This is a genomic window from Caloranaerobacter azorensis DSM 13643 (assembly GCF_900129995.1).
Taxonomy (GTDB): domain Bacteria; phylum Bacillota; class Clostridia; order Tissierellales; family Thermohalobacteraceae; genus Caloranaerobacter; species Caloranaerobacter azorensis.
Genome location: NZ_FQXO01000024.1, coordinates 1 through 18,846 on the forward strand (window position 1 = coordinate 1; position 18,846 = coordinate 18,846).

Sequence of the window (18,846 nt, forward strand, 5' to 3'; positions counted from 1 at the left end):
ATTATTTCTACTATATTATGAATTTTAAGTTCTTTAGATAAGTTTATTAAGTCATTCATTATTTGATGGTTTTTATATTTATTTCTGATATAAGTTAGCTTTTCTTCTAGCTTTTTTGGAGTAGTTCCCCTAAATAGTGCTCTCATTATTTCATAATTAGTTAACAACCTAAAATCTCCAATGTTTTGTTTATAGTCTTGATTAAGGAGTATTATATACATATTTTCAAAATGTCTATACTTGTAAATATAATCTATAACCTTTGATTTGAATTTTTTGTCTTTTATTCTCATTTTGTATGTTCTTATGTTTTTATTTTCAACTATAGATTTACTCATTTTTTTTAACTCCCTCTATAATTTTTCTTAACTATCTTTTGAATTTATAATTGTTTTAAGGTTTTTATAAATATTTTGTAACTGTTAATTACCTCTTTAGTTCAATTTTAAATTTAAGATTTATGCACTAAATTAATCTAATAATGGATGAGTTTTAATTTATAAGTTGGTTAATACACTCTATTTATTTTGTCTTATTAAATAATAGCACAGCTTATCATCTTCATCAATAAAAGAACTTTTAGTGTTTTTACTTTGAATATTAATATTCTAACCTGTTAGTAATTTAAATAATTTTTAATCATATCCAAATCTTTAATGAATATTGTTTTTCTATCATAATCTATCAGCCCTTCTTTTTTCATTTTAGACAATTCTCTAGAAAGTGACGGCCTTTGAACTCCCAGTTTTTCAGCCCATTCTTTTTTACTCATATTTAGTTTAATCTCGGGTGTATTCTGTATATAATACTGATTAGCTAAAAACTCTATTATTTGTTGTCTTATAGTCTTCATAGTTATAGATTTTAATTTTGTTCCAATTATCAATATTTTATTAGATATCGCTCTTAATAATTCACTCGAAAAATTCATATCCATCTGACAAAATCTTAATACTAATTCTTTATCCATATGCAGCAGTGTTGTTTCCGTTTTTGCTTCGATAGTCATCGGATAATTATTACAATCAGCAAATAATAAATTCCCACCTATAGTATCTCCAGTTTTAAATTCTGATACAGTTAATACCTTCCCATTTTCATCTATTGTCTTTACAATTACAGTTCCTTTGAGAATCATATCAAAACTTTTACACTCTTGATTCTGTAAATATATTATTGCCCTTTTTGGGTAATCTTTAATTTTATAATTATTTTCATTAAATAAAGCAATAATATCATTATCTGAAAAATTTTTAAACAATTTTGTCTTCTTTAATACTGAAATATACTTTAGCAGTCTCATATATTACTCCTTTTCCAATTATATACGTAACATAGGTTACAGAATTATATCCATATTGAAATTATAATATATAAGTGAAAATAATAAAAGGAGGTTTTGCCATGATTGAAAAAGTTTTTAACTATAATGAAAGATTAATTGAGAAAATAATTGATGATGATAATGTTGTACTAAATCACATGATACTCCCTAAAAATACGGGATTACCTGAACATTATTCAAATTCTAATGTTTATATGATAATTGTAAGAGGTACAATGACTATTAGTCTAAATGACAATTCACCTCAAAAATACAGTAAAGGCACTATACTAAACATCCCTTTCAAAACTAAAATGAATGTAAATAATTTAGATGATGAAATTCTTGAATTCTTCGTAGTAAAAGCACCAAATCCAAAAGATATGGAGAGATAAAAAATGGATCTTTTTACTATTTTATTATGGTTTATTACTATTATACTCTTTATAGTTTTTCTAGGTAAAGATAAGAAAAAAACTATAAGTTCAATGAAAATGGCTAAAAATTTAATGAAAAACATGATAGGAGAAATTATAGCAGTTTTATTTCTGATTGGATTGATTTTAACTTTTATTCCCCCTCATATTATAAAAGACTTTATGGGAAATTCAAAAGTAATATTATCTACTATAGTTTCTGCTTTAATAGGCAGTATAACATTAATTCCGGCTTTTGTCGCTTTCCCTCTAGTTGGCTCTTTAGTCGATAGAGGGGCTAGTATAATTCCTATAGCATCCTTTTTAACTACTTTAACGATGGTTGGAATTGTTACTTTTCCTTTAGAAAAGAAAAATTTTGGTACAAAATTTGCGGTAATAAGAAATGTTTTAAGCTTTGTATTTGCTCTATTTATTTCTTTCTTAATGGGGGTACTAATATGAATAATATTTTAATGAAAATTAAAAAAAATAAGTTGCTAACTCTTGTTAGCTTAACTTATTTGATACTCTTTTTAGTAAATACGGATAAAGCCATCCTATCAGTAAAAAATAGTATGTATTACGTGAAAGAAATGTTAGAAATAATGCCTGCAATTTTTGTTATAACAGCTTTAATAGAAAAAAATGTTCCAAAAAAAGTCATACTAAATAATCTAGGAGAAAATTCAGGTTTTAAAGGTATCATACTATCATTTATTCTTGGTAGTTTTTCAGCAGGCCCTATATATGCTGCATTCCCTATATGCAGAACTCTAATCAAAAAAGGAGCTAGTGTTTCAAATATAGTAATAATATTAAGTTCATGGGCTGTTATCAAAGTCCCAATGTTGTTAAACGAAGCAAAATTTTTAGGAATCAAATTTATGTTTTTAAGATGGATTCTAACTATAATTTCAATCCTATGTATGTCTTATTTAGTTTCATTATTTGTTAAACGTAGCAATGTTCCAAATATAGAGAAAAAAATAATCGAATTAAATTAAAAGGCTGGGCAAATCGCCCAGCTTTTTAGTTCTCCTCATTAAATTCAACACTTATATATAATTCATCTAATTGTTCTTTTGAAACTTTAGATGGTGCATTAGTCAATAAACAAGTTGCATTCTGTGTTTTAGGAAATGCAATTACATCTCTTATGTTGTCACTATCTGTAAGCAGCATAACCAATCTATCAAAGCCGTATGCAATGCCACCATGAGGAGGAGCACCATATTTAAACGCTTCAAGTAAAAATCCAAATTTATTCCATGCTTCCTCTAAAGTAAAACCTAATGCTTTAAACATTCTCTCTTGTAGTTCAGAATTATTAATTCTTATACTTCCACCACCTATTTCATCTCCATTAATAACGATATCATAGGCTTTTGCTCTTACTTTTTCAGGAGCAGTCTCTAAAAACTTAATATCTTCATCTACCGGATGTGTAAATGGATGGTGTTTAGCTACGTATCTGCCTTCTTCCTCATCATATTCAAAAAGAGGAAAATCAGTTATCCAGACTAATTTGAACTCATTTTTATCTATTATATCTAACCTTTTAGCAACTTCTACTCTCAAATGCCCTAATGCATCAAATACTACTGACGGCTTATCTGCTACAAACATTAGCAAATCTCCTGGTTTTGCTTTCATTCTTTCTAAAATAGCTTTAATCTCATCTTCACTTAAAAACTTACTTATTGGAGATGATATCCCTTCTTCAGCTACCTTTATCCAAGCAAGCCCTTTTGCACCATACGTTTTTACAAAATCCTCTAGTTTAGAAATTTCCTTTCTACTAAACTTTTCAGCGCATCCTTCAAAATTAATTCCTCTAACATTGCCGCCATTACTAATAGTTCCCGAAAATACTTTAAAATTTGAATTTGCAACGATATCAGATATATTTTTTAGTTCAAATCCAAATCTTAAATCTGGCTTATCAGAACCATATCTCTCCATCGCCTCATTATAGCTCATTCTTTGTATAGGTAGTTCTATTTCAATTCCCTTTATTTCTTTAAAAATTCTATATAGTAACTTTTCATTAATGCTGATCACATCATCTACATCTACAAATGACATCTCTATATCTATTTGTGTAAATTCAGGCTGTCTATTAGCTCTTAAATCCTCATCTCTAAAACATTTTACTATTTGATAATATCTGTCCATCCCTGATATCATTAATAATTGTTTAAATAACTGTGGAGATTGAGGTAAAGCATAGAACTTACCCGGATTAACTCTACTAGGCACAAGGTAATCTCTTGCTCCTTCTGGAGTTGTTTTTGTAAGCATAGGTGTTTCAATTTCAATAAAATTGTTTTCATCTAAAAAATCTCTTACAATTTTCGCTGTCTTATGTCTAATCTTTAATTTTTGCTGCATCGACGGTTTCCTTAAATCAAGATATCTATATTTTAATCTCATAGCTTCTGAAACATCATCATTGTCTTTTATATAAATAGGTGGAGTTTCTGCTTCATCTAATATCCTTAATTCCTCTGCAAATACTTCTATCTCACCTGTTGGTAAATTCTTATTTATAGATTGTCTTTTATAAATTTTTCCTCTTACTGCAATTACGTATTCACTTCTAATCTGATCTGCCTCTGTAAAAGCCTTTTCCGATACATCTTTATCAAAAACTATTTGAACAATTCCTGTTGTATCTCTTAAATCTACAAAAATTAAACCTCCTAAATTCCTTCTTTTTTGAACCCAGCCCATCAATACGACTTCTCTACCAATATCCTCAATTCTTAAATCACCACACATAGCAGTACGTCTTAATTTACCCATCGTCTCTCCCATTACATATTACCTCCTTGTTCTTTAATGAATTTAGATATATCTTCAATCTTGACATCTGTCTGCTGTCCAGTATCCATATCCTTAATTTTTACTAATCCTTTGTCCAATTCATCTTCTCCTAATACTAACGTAAATTTAGCATTCAATTTATTTGCATATTTAAATTGTGCCTTTATACTTCTTCCTAAATAATCTTTCTCTGCTGATATTCCTTCTTTCCTCAAATCATATAGTATTTTGAAAGCTTCTTTTTCAGCATTTTCCCCTATTGTAACAATAAAAACCTCTAATCTATCAGGCTTAGGAATTTCAATGCCTTTATTTTCAAGAGTTAACAATAGTCTTTCAATTCCCATACCAAATCCGACACCCGGTGTTGGTGGCCCTCCAATTTCTTCAACTAATCCGTCATATCTTCCACCACCACAAACAGTCGATTTTGCCCCTATTTCAGTTGAAATAAATTCAAAAGCTGTTTTCGTATAATAGTCTAATCCTCTTACAATTTTTGGATTTACAGTAAATTTAATATCAAGGATAGATAAATAATTTTTAACTTGTTCAAAGTGATTTTTACATTCATCGCACAGATAATCAATCATCAATGGTACGTCTTTTAATTCGGATTGACATTTTTCATTTTTGCAGTCAATAATTCTCATTGGATTTTTTTCATATCTTATTTGACATGTATAACATAAGTTTTCCAATTTATCTGATAAGTAATCTTTAAGTACCTTATTATATTCTTTTCTACATTTTGGACATCCTACACTGTTTATATTAAGTTCTATATCTTCAACACCTAATTTTTTATAAATTGTCCAAACTAAACTTATAACTTCTGCATCTATAGATGCACTATTTGCACCAAAAACTTCAACTCCAAATTGATGATGTTCTCTTAATCTTCCTTTTTGTGGCCTTTCATATCTCAAAACTGGAGTTATATAAAAAACTTTAACAGGTTGTGGCTCTGCAAATAACTTATTTTCTACATAAGCCCGTACAATAGGAGCTGTTCCTTCAGGTTTTAATGTTATACTTCTCCCACCTCTGTCTTCAAAAGTATACATTTCCTTCTGAACCACATCGGTTGTTTCTCCAACGCCTCTTTCAAATAATTCAGTATGTTCAAAAATTGGCGTTCTAATTTCTTTATATCCAAATTCCTGACATGTTTCTCTGAATAAATTCTCTAAATATTGCCATTTATATGAATCTGCAGGTAATACATCTTTCGTACCTCTTGGTGCTTTCATAGCCATTCTTAACCCTCCTTTATTAATTTTTATATTATTAAAAAAACCTCTCATCTCTGCCTAAACTATATGACAGGGACGAGAGGTTAAATCCCGCGGTGCCACCCTTATTGGGTAAATAATACCCCACTTTATTACCATTAACGCCGGTCTAGCGAATAGCCCTACTTAATTTCAAGCTATCTACTCCAGAGTGTCTTCGTTAGATATAAGCACCGGATTTCCACCATCACCGGCTCTCTTTAGCTCAGTGATCTAACTACTCCTCTCCTTCATAGTATTTATAATATTTTAGATTATTATAATTAAAATATCTCTTTATGTCAATAACTCAATAAACTTTTTCTTCCTTTCAACCATTTCTTCAACACGATTTAAATACTCATAAAGACTTTTTACATTTGGAACACGTTCAATTCTGTTTTCATCTGGAAAGAAAATTTTAGACACTCCACCTGCACCAACGGCTAAAATCGTCTGCTTTTCTTCCATAATTAAAATATTATATAAACATTCTTTACCCGGCAGAGTATATCCTACATTCTCCATATTGCCTAAAATCTGTTTCTGTCTATATAAATAGTATGCATACATTCCCATTTCATATGCGAATTTCTTCGTAACATCAATCATTTTTTCAATCTCTTCTTGTTTTGACAGTTTAAAATCATTTAAACTCTCATTTAGTTTTGAAGCTCTTTTAATTGCCATGGTATGAACAGTTAAATTATCCGGCTTTAATTTTACTATAAATTCCATCGTTTTTATTATATCTTCAACATTTTCATTAGGCAATCCAACAATCAAATCCATATTTATACTGTTAAAGCCTATCTCTCTTGCTAAATCGAAAGCCTTTAAAATATCTTCTGAACTATGCTTTCTGCCAATTAATTTTAGTGTATTCTCATTCATAGTCTGCGGATTTATACTTATTCTATCAATTCCCAACTTTTTTAACTTTGTAAGTACATCTCTCGTCATCGTATCTGGGCGCCCAGCTTCAACCGTAAATTCTATTATATTACTTGTCCCGAATACATTTTGAATTCTATCAATTATTTTTTCTAAATATAAAATAGGAATTGATGTAGGGGTACCTCCACCAATATAAACGGTATTTATTTTCATATTTCCTGTTAATTCCCCAACCCTATTTATTTCGTATAGCAGCTTTTCAACATAATCACTAATATAATCTTTAGATTTATCTAAAGGATTAGAAGGAAAAGAACAATATAAACATCTTGTTGGACAAAATGGAATACTAATATACAAACTAAAATCCCTCTTTGAAATAGGATATATATATTTTCTCTGCAATTTAGCAATATCTAAAATTAATTTGGCTTTTTCTCTAAACATCTTATAATTATTTAACAGTATTTCTAAAATAAATTCGTCATTGTAACCTTTATCAATTAGTTCATGTACCACTTTCGTAGGTCTTACTCCCGTCAATATTCCCCAAGGAACTTTCGTTTCAACAATTTCTGTAACTGCTTCATAAATCGACATTTTAACCATAGTTTTCAATTTCTTTTTTTCAATGAAATCCTTTACTACAATTTTTTCTGCTTCATTGATAATTGACGAACTTAAAAGTTTATCACTTTTTTTAATATTAGTCTCAGCCACATAATAGTTATCATTTTTATATAATATACTTTCTATCAAAAGGCTTTGGTCATCAACCAAAGCCTTCTCATCTATAAATTTTACTTCATCATTGACAAAAAATGCTCTCAATAATTCAAATACTTCATAAGTAAAATCATGCCCTTTCAAAATTACACTAACCATTCCAATTCTCCTCAATAATCCTTTTCTATTTCTGTTAATAATCTATCTAAAGATTTATTCGATAAATAAAATTCATTAGCTATATCACCTTTACTTATATTTAATAAACTAATTTCAATTATATCACTTAAAATAATATCATCATATAAATTCTTCTTTCCATAGATATATTCTGATACTTTCAATAAACCACCCCCAAAAGATAGTTTAGTATTATTTTCCCACCTATCTTTGAGAGTATACTCTATTAAACATATTTTCATACTATAAATGGATTTGTTATCTTTTCAATACCTATAGTCGTTGCAGGACCATGTCCTGGAAATATTTTAACGTCATCATCATAAATTAATAGTCTCTCTTTTATTGATTTTATAATACTATCATGTGAACCTCCTGGTAAATCTGTTCTACCAATCGAACCGGCAAACAATGTATCTCCTGTTAATATGTTATTTTCTAATTTTATACAGATACTTCCTTTTGTATGACCAGGAGTATGAATAATATAAGCCTTGTACTTACCAATTTCAATTATATCTCCATCTTTAAGCACGTCATCTGGATTTATTTCAATATTTTTTATACTCATTTTACTTGATAAATTCATGTCGCTGTCTTTTAACATATACTCATCGTCAGCATGTATTAATACTTTCGCATTCGTCTTTTCTTTTAATTCAATTATTCCTCCTATATGATCGCCATGTCCATGAGTCAATATTATATATTTAACTTTCAATCCAAATTCTTCTATCTTTTCTAGTATAACATCGACATCTCCGCCCGGATCAACAACTGCAGCTTCGCCTGTCTTTTCACAGCCAATAATATAGCAATTTGCAGAATATACTCCAACAGGCAATCTTTCAAGAATCATTATTATCCCTCCTAGAATATCTTTTTACTATCTAATAAAATAGTAACAGGGCCGTCATTGATTAATTCTACATGCATATGTTCTCCAAATCTTCCAGTTTCAACCTTAACGCCCTTTTCTCTAGTTCTATTAACAAATTCTAAATACATGCTTTCTGCCTTTTTTGGTTCAGCTGCATTCATAAAATTTGGCCTTCTGCCTTTTCTTACGTCTCCATATAGTGTAAACTGTGATACTACTAGTAATTCTCCATTAATATCAACTAATGATTTATTCATTTTACCATTTTCGTCTTCAAATATTCTTAAATTCGCAATTTTATCACATAGATAATCTAGATCCTTTTCGTTGTCATCTTGTCCTACTCCCAGAAGTACAAGTAAACCCTTATTTATACTGCCCACTACAACACCTTCTATACTAACGCTAGCCTTTGTAACTCTTTGAACAACTGCTCGCATTCTCTCATCCTTTCTAAGTTATTACTCTATATACGTCAATAACCCCATTAATACTTCTTATTTTTCTCATTAACTCGTTTAATTGCTCAACACTCTTAATTTCTAAAACTAAATTTATAAGAGCTATTTTTTCTCTATTTGTCCTAGCATTTAATGAAGTAACCGCTAAATTTTTCTCTGTTAATAATTGTGTAATTTCAGATAATAATCCCGATCTATCGGTAGCTTTAATTTGTATCTCTGCTAAATAAGAAACCTTTTTAGCATTATCCCATTCTACTTCTATAAATCTATCTTGTATACTTAAATCGGCTATATTAGGACAATCTTTTCTATGAATCGAAACTCCTCTTCCTCTAGTAATATAACCTATTATTTCATCTCCTGGTACTGGATTGCAACATTTTGAAAATCTAACCATGATATTATCTATACCTTTAATCTTTACCCCCTGGGTTGGTCTATATTCTTTTTTATTTTTAGTCTGCTTTATTATATCTTCGTCTTTATCATCTTTTTTGTAATACTCTTTATGAAGCTCTTTTAACCTATGAATTACCTGCGGTATCGTAATGCTACCATATCCTACTGCAGCATATAAATCATCAATACTACTTAGACTCAATTTAGAAGCTACTTCGTTTAACCAGTCTTCCTTTAAAATTTCAGTCAACTTAAAACCTTGCCTTTTTACTTCTTTTTCAATTTGCTCCTTACCTCTATTAATGTTTTGTGCTCTTTCTTCTTTCTTAAACCATTGCTTAATTTTACTTTTTGCATGACTACTTTTTACAAATTTTAACCAATCTCTACTTGGACCATTACTATTAGCAGAAGTAAGAATTTCTACAATATTGCCATTTTTTAATTTGTAATCAAGAGGTACTATCCTTCCATCTACTTTAGCTCCTATACAATTATTCCCAACAGCAGTATGAACTCTATATGCAAAATCTATTGGAGTTGAACCTGCCGGCAAACTAATTACATCGCCTTTTGGTGTAAATACAAAAACTTCATTCGTAAATAAATCTATTTTTAATGACTCCATAAACTCTTTAGGGTCTTTCAACTCTTTTTGCCATTCTAATAATTGTCTTAACCAACTTAATTTTTTATCAAAATCATCACTTTTACTTATACCTTCCTTGTATTTCCAATGTGCTGCTATTCCATATTCTGCTGTTCTATGCATTTCCCATGTTCTAATCTGTATTTCTAAAGGTTCTCCCTGTGGCCCAATAACTGTAGTATGCAAAGATTGATACATATTGGGTTTAGGCATAGCAATATAGTCCTTAAACCTGCCGGGAATTGGTTTCCACATTGTATGCACTATACCTAATACGCCATAACAATCCTTAACACTATCTACTATAACTCTAATAGCAGTTAAATCATATATTTGTTCAAAAGTCTTATTCTGATAAACCATCTTTCTATAGATACTATAAAAATGTTTAGGCCTACCATTAATCTCACTTTTTATACCCATTTCTTCTAATTTTTTAGACAATATCTCTATAACTGTATTAATATATTTCTCCCTTTCCCTTCTCTTCATCGATACTTTTTCCACTAAATCATAATAACCTTCAGGATCAAGATATCTTAATGCTAAGTCTTCCAATTCCCACTTAATTTTCGAAATACCTAATCTATGAGCAATAGGCGCATATATTTCGAGAGTTTCTAAAGCCTTCTCCTTCTTTTTGGCCTCAGACATGTAATTCAATGTTCTCATATTATGAAGTCTATCTGCTAATTTAATTATAATAACTCTGATATCTTTAGACATTGCAATAATCATTTTCCTCAAATTTTCTGCTTGTCTTTCCTGTTTCGAACTAAATTTTAATTTTCTTAGTTTTGTAACTCCATCAACCAAATTTCTAATTTCTAGTCCAAACTCTCTCTCGATATCATCAAATGTTACTTCTGTATCTTCAACCACATCATGTAACAATCCCGCAGCTATAGTGGTTGTATCCATATTAAGTTCCGCTAATATTAAAGCAACATTATAAGGATGTATAAAATATTTATCTCCTGATATTCTATACTGCCCTTCATGTGAAACTTCTGCAAAATAATAAGCTTTTTTCACAATATCTATATCACCATGAGGGTTATACTGCTTTATTTTATCTATAAGACTGTTTAACAAATTCATCCACCCTCTTCTTTTATAACTTTAATGATTCCGATAAATTATATAGATATAGTATAACATAATAATACCATTAACTAAACCACTTATATTAAAAAACCCCACATATGTGGGATTATTAATAGATACAATTTAATTTTTATTAGAATTTAACTATTGAGTTAACTTCATAATCTTTAAGTAATTCTCTACCGTTTAAAAATTCCAATTCTATAAAGAAACTGATTGCTACTACTTCTCCACCAAGTTCTTCAATCAATTTTACTGTAGAATGTACTGTTCCTCCTGTTGCTAATAAATCGTCAACCACAACAACTTTTTGCCCTGGCTTAATCGCATCTCTATGCATTTCTAACTTATCCGTACCATATTCTAATTCATATTCTACACTTACTGTCTCTGCTGGTAATTTACCGGGCTTACGTACTGGAACAAATCCAGCACCTAATTCATAAGCCAAAGGAGCTCCTATTAAAAATCCTCTCGCTTCAGGTCCAACAATTATATCTACTTCTTTATCTCTTAATTTTTCAGCCATTTGATTTATTAAGTAGCGAAAAGCTTCTTTATCTTTTAAAACAGTCGTTATATCTTTAAAATTTATTCCTTCCTTTGGAAAATCTTTAATGTTTCTGATTTTGCTTTTTAAATCCATATCATTTCCTCCTTCTTTAATTCAAATAAATTTAGAAATGTATTCTTCATTCTTTTTTGATTATCTAATAGAAAATTTGCACTCTTATATACAGGTATTTCTAATATTTCGATGTTATCTTTCGGTTTCTGTTTTAATTTTATATAATAATCATTTTGAACAATTTTATATTCAATCAAATTACTATCTTTCAATATTTCAAGTATAAAAATAAATTTACTTCTATTAATTTTAATTTTAAAATTTTTACTTAAATAATTAAAATAACTTTCAATATCAATTTTAAATACATTCTTTTTATTTAAAAGAAATGTTTTGTAAATAATTCTCAATTCTATTAATTTAGGAATAAAGTCATTTAAAAGAACTTGGTTCATTTTAAAATCTTTTTCATCGAATAAAAGATATACTTCTTTATATATTAGCTTTTTTATTATATCAAAAAAATCGATTTCATCAAAACAAATATCAAAAAAAATTATTTTATCAAATACACTTAAGTCATATCCTCTATATAGCGGACTTATTAGTAACGTATTTGTCCTAATTTTAAATTCATCCCCAATATTAATAGATATTCTTTTATTAAACTCTCTCCCTTGAAAATATAACTCATTAATTACTCTCTTTGCATTTAATAAATTATTTATTATGACCAAAGTATTATCATTATTATGCAGAAATCCAATTAAATATCTTATCCTATCATCAACTTTTTTAATGATTATTTTATTATCTGGATTAGAAATAGTATTATTCCTTTTTTCTTTTAAGTTATAAATAAAGTCTAAATAATATTTTTCCTCAATATCATTGCTAATCTTATTCCTAATAAATATATCCTTTATATTTAATTGAATCTTTGTTTCATTCATATATATGTTTACATCAGGTAAAAATACGATATCTACTCTATCGCCTTCTTTAATATATTGCATCTTATAACCCAAATTAAAACCTATACAATCCACAACATTTCCTTCATCTTCAATACTAAACTTTAAGTGTTTTCCTTCAGAACCAACCGCTTTAATATTGATAAGTTTCACATCTTTACTAATAAATAACGGAGAAGGATTACCAATACCATATGGTTTTAATAATTTTAATTCATCTATAATTTTATAATCTATATCTTTAATCTTTAGTACATCATCAACTTTTATCTCATCAATCATATCTTCTTCCATAAGTAATTCTTCGGCAATCTCATTTATTCCTTTCCTAAAGTCTTCAATTTTTTCTGTATTAATTGACAACCCTGCAGCCTGTTTATGTCCGCCAAATTTATTAAAAAACTCACTTACTCTACTTAATCCCTCATATATATCAAAAGTCGGTATACTCCTAGCTGACCCTCTACCTTGATTACCTTCAATCGCTATTAAAATACATGGTTTAAAGTATTTTTCGCATATTCGTGATGCTACAATCCCAATTACACCATGATGCCAATTTTCTTTTGCAATTACAAGCACTTTTTCTTTTTCATATCTGCTATCATTTTTAATAATTTCTTCTGCTTCTTTTAATATTTGCATCTCGATTTCCTGACGTTCTCTATTTATTCTATCTAATTCTACAGCTAGTGATAAAGCCTTTTCTTTTGATTTACACGTTAAAAGCTCAACACCAGTTTTAGCAGAACCTAATCTTCCAGCTGCATTAATTCTTGGGCCTATTACAAATCCTACATGTCCAACCGTTATCTCTTTATCTTTTAATCCAGTTACTTCTAATAAAGCCTTAACTCCTATATTTTCAGTTTGATTGATTAATGCTAAACCTTCTTTTACTAAAATCCTATTTTCGCCTGTTAGCGAAACAACATCTGCTACTGTCCCTATCGCAACAATAGGTAATATTTCTCTTATAGGGATTTCAATATTCAATTTGTTGGATATGGCTTGAATCAGTTTAAATGCAACCCCTACTCCAGCCAATTTTTTAAAAGGGTAATCGCTATCTTTTCTATTAGGATTTATCACTGCCAGAGCATTAGGCATTTCTTCTTTGCACAAGTGATGATCTGTAATTATAATCTCAATACCTTTTTCATTACAATATTTGACTTCATCAATAGCTGTAATACCGCAATCGACAGTAATAATAAGTTGTCCACCTTTATCTACTATATAATCGATAGCATCCTTATTAACACCGTATCCCTCTGTCATCCTATCAGGTATATAATAGTTAACATTGCAGCCTATCTTTTGTAAATACAACTTTAAAATCGTTGTGCTGGTAATTCCATCCACATCATAATCTCCATAAATCCATATCTGCTCATTTTTTTGAATCGCATTAATTATTCTTTCAACAGCTACATCCATATCTTTAAGCAAAAAAGGATTGTATAGATTTTCTAAACTTACATTAATAAAGTTTTTACATTCTTCTACAGTTTTAATCCCTCTATTTATAAGAACTTTCGCAGTTATACTAGATATGCTAAAAGCACTGCTAATTTCATTTATATTACTGTAATCTTCATTGTATAATTTTATAAACTTGTCATATCTTATCATATATCTCACCTACTACATCAAATTCTATATGCATTAAAGTCTATATAATATGTATTCACAACCTCTTATTTCTCATCGGTAATTGCTTCATTTTTATCACTATTTTCTTTAGAATTTATATTCTTTATTTCACTGTTTTCAACACTATTTACTTCAAAATCGGTTCCCATTTTTAAATCTTTCTCTGAAATAATTTCTTCGATTCTACTTTCTAATAAAACCTTTTCTTCTTCTAATTTCTTAATTTTTCTAGACTGTTCCTTTATTTTCAAAGTTAATTTTAACTGCCTTACAAATCCTAATATAGTAACTATTACTGCTCCCAATGCCGCTGATACAAATATGACTATAGCCTGAGAAACTTGGACTTTAGCAAAAAAGAAATCAATCATAACACTGTCTGCATTTTTTAAAGCAAATACTGCTACTAGTATTGCAAAAATAAGTGAAAATATAAAACTTATCTCCATCAAAATACCCCCTATTTATAATTCCTCTTATTTAAAAGAATAGATACAATTAATGATACTCCTAGAATACCGGCTGCTAAAAAACCTATTAATCCAAAAGCTGACATCCCTAATATTTCAGGGCCTGTATGAGCTTGAATTATTATAGATGAACCCACAATAATTGACGAAATTATTAAACTTAATGCCAATTTATTTGTCATTATATATATTTCCTTCTCCAACTTGTTTAATCCTTCTATCTCCATTTTAATTTTTAATTTATCTTTGTCGATTTTATATAATATATCATTAACTCTATTAGTAATTTCAAAAATATTCTCTATATTTTCGGTTGTAGTATCTATAATTTTCTTTGTTACAGATTTGGGATTAAATTTCCTTTTCGTTATCTTTTTTATAATTTCCTTAGAAATTCTTGATAAATTAAAATGAGGATTTAATTTTTTTCCTGTTCCTTCAATCGTTATGATTGATTTAATTAATAATGTTAATTGTGAAGGCATTTTTAGTTTATATTTATATGCTATAGACATAATTTCATTAAATGCTTCTCCAAAATTAATTTTATTAATTGGTAAATCAAAGTAGTAATTTATAATAAAGAATAATTCTTTCTTTAACCCAATTTCATCAGTTTCAGCAGATATCGCATTCATTTTATATAAACTTTCTACTATCTTATCTATATCTCTATCGATAGCTGCTCTTAATAAAGTCGTTATAAATTCGAATGTTAAATTATCTAGATATCCTACAACTCCAAAATCTATAAAACTTATTTTGTTTTCTGATAATACTAAAATATTACCTGGATGCGGATCACCATGAAAAAATCCATGTATAAATATCTGCTCCAAAAATACTTTCGCACCTAGCTCCGATAACTTTTCTTTATTAAATCCCATCTTATCTATCTCATCAATATCACTTACTTTAATCCCTTTTATTTCTTCCATAACTAATACTTTTTTTGTCGTATATTCCCAATATGTTTTAGGAATAACTACTCTTTCATCGTTTTTAAAATACATTCTAAACCTTTCACAATTTTGAGCTTCATAAGTATAATCAAGCTCTTTTCTAATAAAATAAGAAAATTCCTCTACAATATCTCTTGTACTAATAACCATTTTTTTCTTTAAAATATCATCAAACAATCTAGCTAAAGTATATAAAATATCTATATCCTGTTTTATTATTTCATCTATATTAGGCCTCTGCACCTTTATTACAACTTTATTACCGTCCTTTAAAACACCACGATAAACTTGCCCAATAGATGCAGCCGCTAAAGGTTCTTCTTGAAACTCAATAAAAACATCTTCTAAATCTTTACCTAGTTCATCCCTAATAATGCTTTTTGCAGTATCTAAATCAAAAGGAGTAATTTCATCCTGTAATTTTGACAATTCATCTACTATATCTTTCGGTAAAATATCATATCTTGTACTAAGAATTTGTCCAAATTTAATAAAAGTTGGCCCTAATTCTTCTAATGTAAATCTAATCCTCTCACCTCTAGTATATTTCTGACTGTATTTTTTACTTCTTATAAACATTTTCGAAATAATGCTTCTATTATCAATTCTTTCTGCAATCATATCGAATCCATACTTTGTAAGTATCTTTGCTATTTCTCTATATCTTTTTAATTTCTTTCTTCTTTTATAAAGAAATAACCTCAATCCTGCCACTCCTTTTTAGTGGTATATATATCCATTATTATTGTCATAGATTAAAATATGTATTACATAAACTCATCTTTTTTTAGAAAAAAACTGCCTTACGGCAGTTTAATACTTTATACTCTATTAGGATTATAATTATTTCTATCTGAAACTCTTGTTCTTAACAGATACCATATAGGACTGGCAATGAATATTGATGAGTAAGTACCAGCTATTATACCTACGATTAATGGAAGTGCAAAATCTTTTATAGCTTCTACTCCAAAAATATATAAAACTACTATAACTAATAATGTTGTAAATGAAGTATTAATAGATCTTACTATAGTTTGAGAAATACTCTTATTTACAATATCCTCATATTTGTCTTTCTTCATAATTTTTATGTTCTCTCTGATTCTATCAAAAACTACAATTGTATCATTTATTGAATAACCTACTATAGTCAGCATAGCAGCCACAAAAGGATTATTAACAGGTATTTGAAAAATTGCATATACACTAAAAGTAATTAAAACATCATGTACTAGAGCAACAATAGCTGAAATACCAAATTTAAATTCAAATCTAAAAGTAATATATATAAGCATACCAATAGTAGCTATTAATACTGATAATAATGCTTTAGTCCTTATTTCCTTACCTATAGAAGGCCCAAACTTTTGTGATTGAACAAAAGCTTCATCTTTAAGATTATATTTTTCTTTAAACTTATTGAATATTTCTATTCTATCTTTATTATCTAAATCTAAAGTCGTCTTTATTATAACCTGTTCTTTATTATCTCCAACATGAAGGATACTTGCATTCTTATCAAATTCATCTGTAATCTTTCTTATTTCATTAACTGGTACTTTTTTACCAAAATCAATCTGTAATAAAGTTCCTCCAGTAAAATCAATACCAACATTTAAACCATTTACAGCTGCCATCACTAAACCTATAACAATTATAGTCAAAGAGATAAGGAAAAATTTATTTCTATTTCTTATGATATTCACGTCAAATCCCCCTCTTTTATGCTCCATAGAGTTTTGTATTTTTAGTTATATTCATCTTTATAGTAAGTTTTAGTAAATATTTTGTAATAAATACTGCTGTAATCATTGAAGCAACTAAACCAATTAATAATGTTACTGCAAATCCTTTAATAGGCCCTGTCCCAAACTTAAACAATACAATTCCTGCTATAAATGTAGTTACATTGGCATCTATAACAGTACGCAAAGCACGTTTAAATCCTGAATCAACAGCTGCCCTTAAAGTCTTACCTGATCTAATTTCCTCTTTAATCCTTTCAAAAATTACAACATTAGCATCTACAGCCATACCTATTGATAAAATTAAACCTGCAATACCTGGTAAAGTTAAAGTAGCATCTAAATAAATCATAGTACCTAAAAGCAATAATATATATATAGTAAGACTTATATCGGCTATTAATCCTGGTATTCTATAATAAATTAACATAAATAAAAATATCAAAATTAATCCTATTTTTGCAGCATAAATACTCTTATCTAATGATTCTAATCCCAATGTAGGGCCAATAACTGAAGTTTGCACTTCTTTCATTTCAACAGGCAATGCCCCTGCTCTTATTAAAGTTGCTAATTTTCCTGCCTCTTCAACTGTAAAATTACCTGTTATTACAGCTTTACCATCCGTAATAGCACTATTAACTACAGGACTTGAAATCACTTCATCATCTAAAACTATATATATAATTTTGTCTTTTCTATTCACATTCTTAACCAATTCACGAGTCGCCTCTGCAAATCTTTTAGCACCTTCTTTATCAAACTCTAATGCAACAACAGGCTCTTCTCTTCCTTTTTCTCTATTTAACTGATAAGTAACCTCTGATCTTTTTATATTTTTACCAGTTACAACAACATTACCTTTAGGATCAACAAACTGTAATTGTGCTGTTTTACCTATAATATCAATAGCATCTTGTGCATTCTTTACGCCTGGTAATTCAATTCTTATTCTTTTTTTACCTTCTAAAACTATATTAGGCTCGGCTACACCTAATCCATCTACTCTTTGTCTTATAATCGCCTTTGCCTGCTCCATTATCCTTTCTAATTCTGCACCTTGTGCATCAGTTTGTGCTTCTAATACAACAAATACTCCACCTTCCAAGTCTAAACCAAGTTTCATGCTTTCTTTTACAGGCGTAATCTCATACTTACCTAAATTAACTCCATAAATCGCCGAATAGCTAATAAATCCAATTAATGCAATAATCAATAAAAAAATAGCAATATTTTTGAAGTTCATTTATTCTGCCCCCTTCAACCCATCATTATTTTTATTATATAACTACTGTAAAAATGAGTCAATAATATATAACTTTG

18 protein-coding genes and 1 other annotated feature are annotated in these 18,846 nt (G+C 28.7%); of the genes, 3 read left to right on the plus strand and 15 right to left on the minus strand.

The features are described from left to right. On the minus strand, positions 1–338 hold a 338-nt coding region (locus BUB51_RS05300; RefSeq protein ID WP_200791896.1), incomplete at its 3' end, for a hypothetical protein. Between the two features lie 278 nt (positions 339–616). Next, positions 617–1,303 carry a Crp/Fnr family transcriptional regulator gene (locus tag BUB51_RS05305; protein WP_035161309.1) on the minus strand — a complete coding sequence of 229 codons (687 nt, stop codon included), beginning with the start codon at positions 1,301–1,303 and terminating at the stop codon, positions 617–619. A gap of 101 nt (positions 1,304–1,404) precedes the next feature. Here BUB51_RS05305 and BUB51_RS05310 point away from each other — a divergent pair, with 101 nt between their 5' ends. From BUB51_RS05310 to BUB51_RS05320, 3 genes are read left to right on the plus strand one after another with little or no spacing between them, the layout of a single operon-like run. Continuing rightward, complete coding sequence (locus tag BUB51_RS05310) at positions 1,405–1,719, plus strand: cupin domain-containing protein (RefSeq protein ID WP_073196090.1); 315 nt, start codon at positions 1,405–1,407, stop codon at positions 1,717–1,719. A 3-nt stretch (positions 1,720–1,722) separates the two neighbouring features. Then, the gene (locus tag BUB51_RS05315) at positions 1,723–2,205 is read left to right on the plus strand and encodes a permease (protein ID WP_035161314.1); all 483 of its coding nucleotides are present in this window, start codon (positions 1,723–1,725) and stop codon (positions 2,203–2,205) included. Next, positions 2,202–2,747 (plus strand): permease, encoded by a 546-nt coding sequence (locus BUB51_RS05320; protein ID WP_081943444.1) that lies wholly within the window; start codon positions 2,202–2,204, stop codon positions 2,745–2,747. Before BUB51_RS05315 ends, BUB51_RS05320 begins: the two co-directional genes overlap by 4 nt. A gap of 25 nt (positions 2,748–2,772) precedes the next feature. Here BUB51_RS05320 and aspS read toward each other — a convergent pair whose 3' ends face one another. The 13 genes from aspS to secD all read right to left on the minus strand — a co-directional run bounded on the left by aspS (position 2,773) and on the right by secD (position 18,769). Then, complete coding sequence (gene aspS, locus BUB51_RS05325; protein WP_073196092.1) at positions 2,773–4,560, minus strand: aspartate--tRNA ligase; 1,788 nt, start codon at positions 4,558–4,560, stop codon at positions 2,773–2,775. Further along, positions 4,560–5,828, minus strand: a complete 1,269-nt coding sequence (hisS, locus tag BUB51_RS05330) for a histidine--tRNA ligase (RefSeq protein ID WP_073196093.1) — start codon at positions 5,826–5,828, stop codon at positions 4,560–4,562. The genes aspS and hisS overlap by 1 nt, the downstream gene beginning before the upstream one ends. Before the next feature lie 65 nt (positions 5,829–5,893). Beyond that, positions 5,894–6,107, minus strand: a binding site (T-box leader). 33 nt (positions 6,108–6,140) lie between these two features. Beyond that, on the minus strand, positions 6,141–7,625 hold the full coding sequence (gene hemZ / locus BUB51_RS05335; RefSeq protein WP_073196095.1) for a coproporphyrinogen dehydrogenase HemZ: 1,485 nt from the start codon (positions 7,623–7,625) through the stop codon (positions 6,141–6,143). A gap of 11 nt (positions 7,626–7,636) precedes the next feature. Beyond that, positions 7,637–7,810, minus strand: a complete 174-nt coding sequence (locus tag BUB51_RS13015; RefSeq protein WP_156099349.1) for a hypothetical protein — start codon at positions 7,808–7,810, stop codon at positions 7,637–7,639. 74 nt (positions 7,811–7,884) lie between these two features. Then, entirely contained in the window at positions 7,885–8,505 is a 621-nt protein-coding gene (locus BUB51_RS05340; RefSeq protein ID WP_073196097.1) for an MBL fold metallo-hydrolase, read from the minus strand. An 11-nt stretch (positions 8,506–8,516) separates the two neighbouring features. Continuing rightward, a complete protein-coding gene (dtd, locus tag BUB51_RS05345) occupies positions 8,517–8,966 on the minus strand; it encodes a D-aminoacyl-tRNA deacylase (RefSeq protein ID WP_035161324.1) in 450 nt (149 codons plus the stop codon). A 13-nt stretch (positions 8,967–8,979) separates the two neighbouring features. Then, positions 8,980–11,139 (minus strand): RelA/SpoT family protein, encoded by a 2,160-nt coding sequence (locus tag BUB51_RS05350; protein WP_197051356.1) that lies wholly within the window; start codon positions 11,137–11,139, stop codon positions 8,980–8,982. A gap of 139 nt (positions 11,140–11,278) precedes the next feature. Beyond that, positions 11,279–11,791 (minus strand): adenine phosphoribosyltransferase, encoded by a 513-nt coding sequence (locus tag BUB51_RS05355; RefSeq protein ID WP_035161329.1) that lies wholly within the window; start codon positions 11,789–11,791, stop codon positions 11,279–11,281. Beyond that, positions 11,782–14,322, minus strand: a complete 2,541-nt coding sequence (gene recJ, locus BUB51_RS05360) for a single-stranded-DNA-specific exonuclease RecJ (RefSeq protein ID WP_073196099.1) — start codon at positions 14,320–14,322, stop codon at positions 11,782–11,784. Before recJ ends, BUB51_RS05355 begins: the two co-directional genes overlap by 10 nt. Before the next feature lie 65 nt (positions 14,323–14,387). Continuing rightward, a complete protein-coding gene (locus BUB51_RS05365) occupies positions 14,388–14,792 on the minus strand; it encodes a LapA family protein (RefSeq protein ID WP_073196101.1) in 405 nt (134 codons plus the stop codon). 11 nt (positions 14,793–14,803) lie between these two features. Continuing rightward, on the minus strand, positions 14,804–16,480 hold the full coding sequence (locus BUB51_RS05370) for an ABC1 kinase family protein (protein WP_073196102.1): 1,677 nt from the start codon (positions 16,478–16,480) through the stop codon (positions 14,804–14,806). A gap of 116 nt (positions 16,481–16,596) precedes the next feature. Then, positions 16,597–17,484, minus strand: coding sequence for a protein translocase subunit SecF (gene secF, locus BUB51_RS05375; protein WP_073196104.1), 888 nt, complete (start codon positions 17,482–17,484; stop codon positions 16,597–16,599). Between the two features lie 16 nt (positions 17,485–17,500). Further along, a complete protein-coding gene (gene secD, locus BUB51_RS05380; RefSeq protein WP_073196105.1) occupies positions 17,501–18,769 on the minus strand; it encodes a protein translocase subunit SecD in 1,269 nt (422 codons plus the stop codon). Between the last annotated feature and the right edge of the window lie 77 nt (positions 18,770–18,846).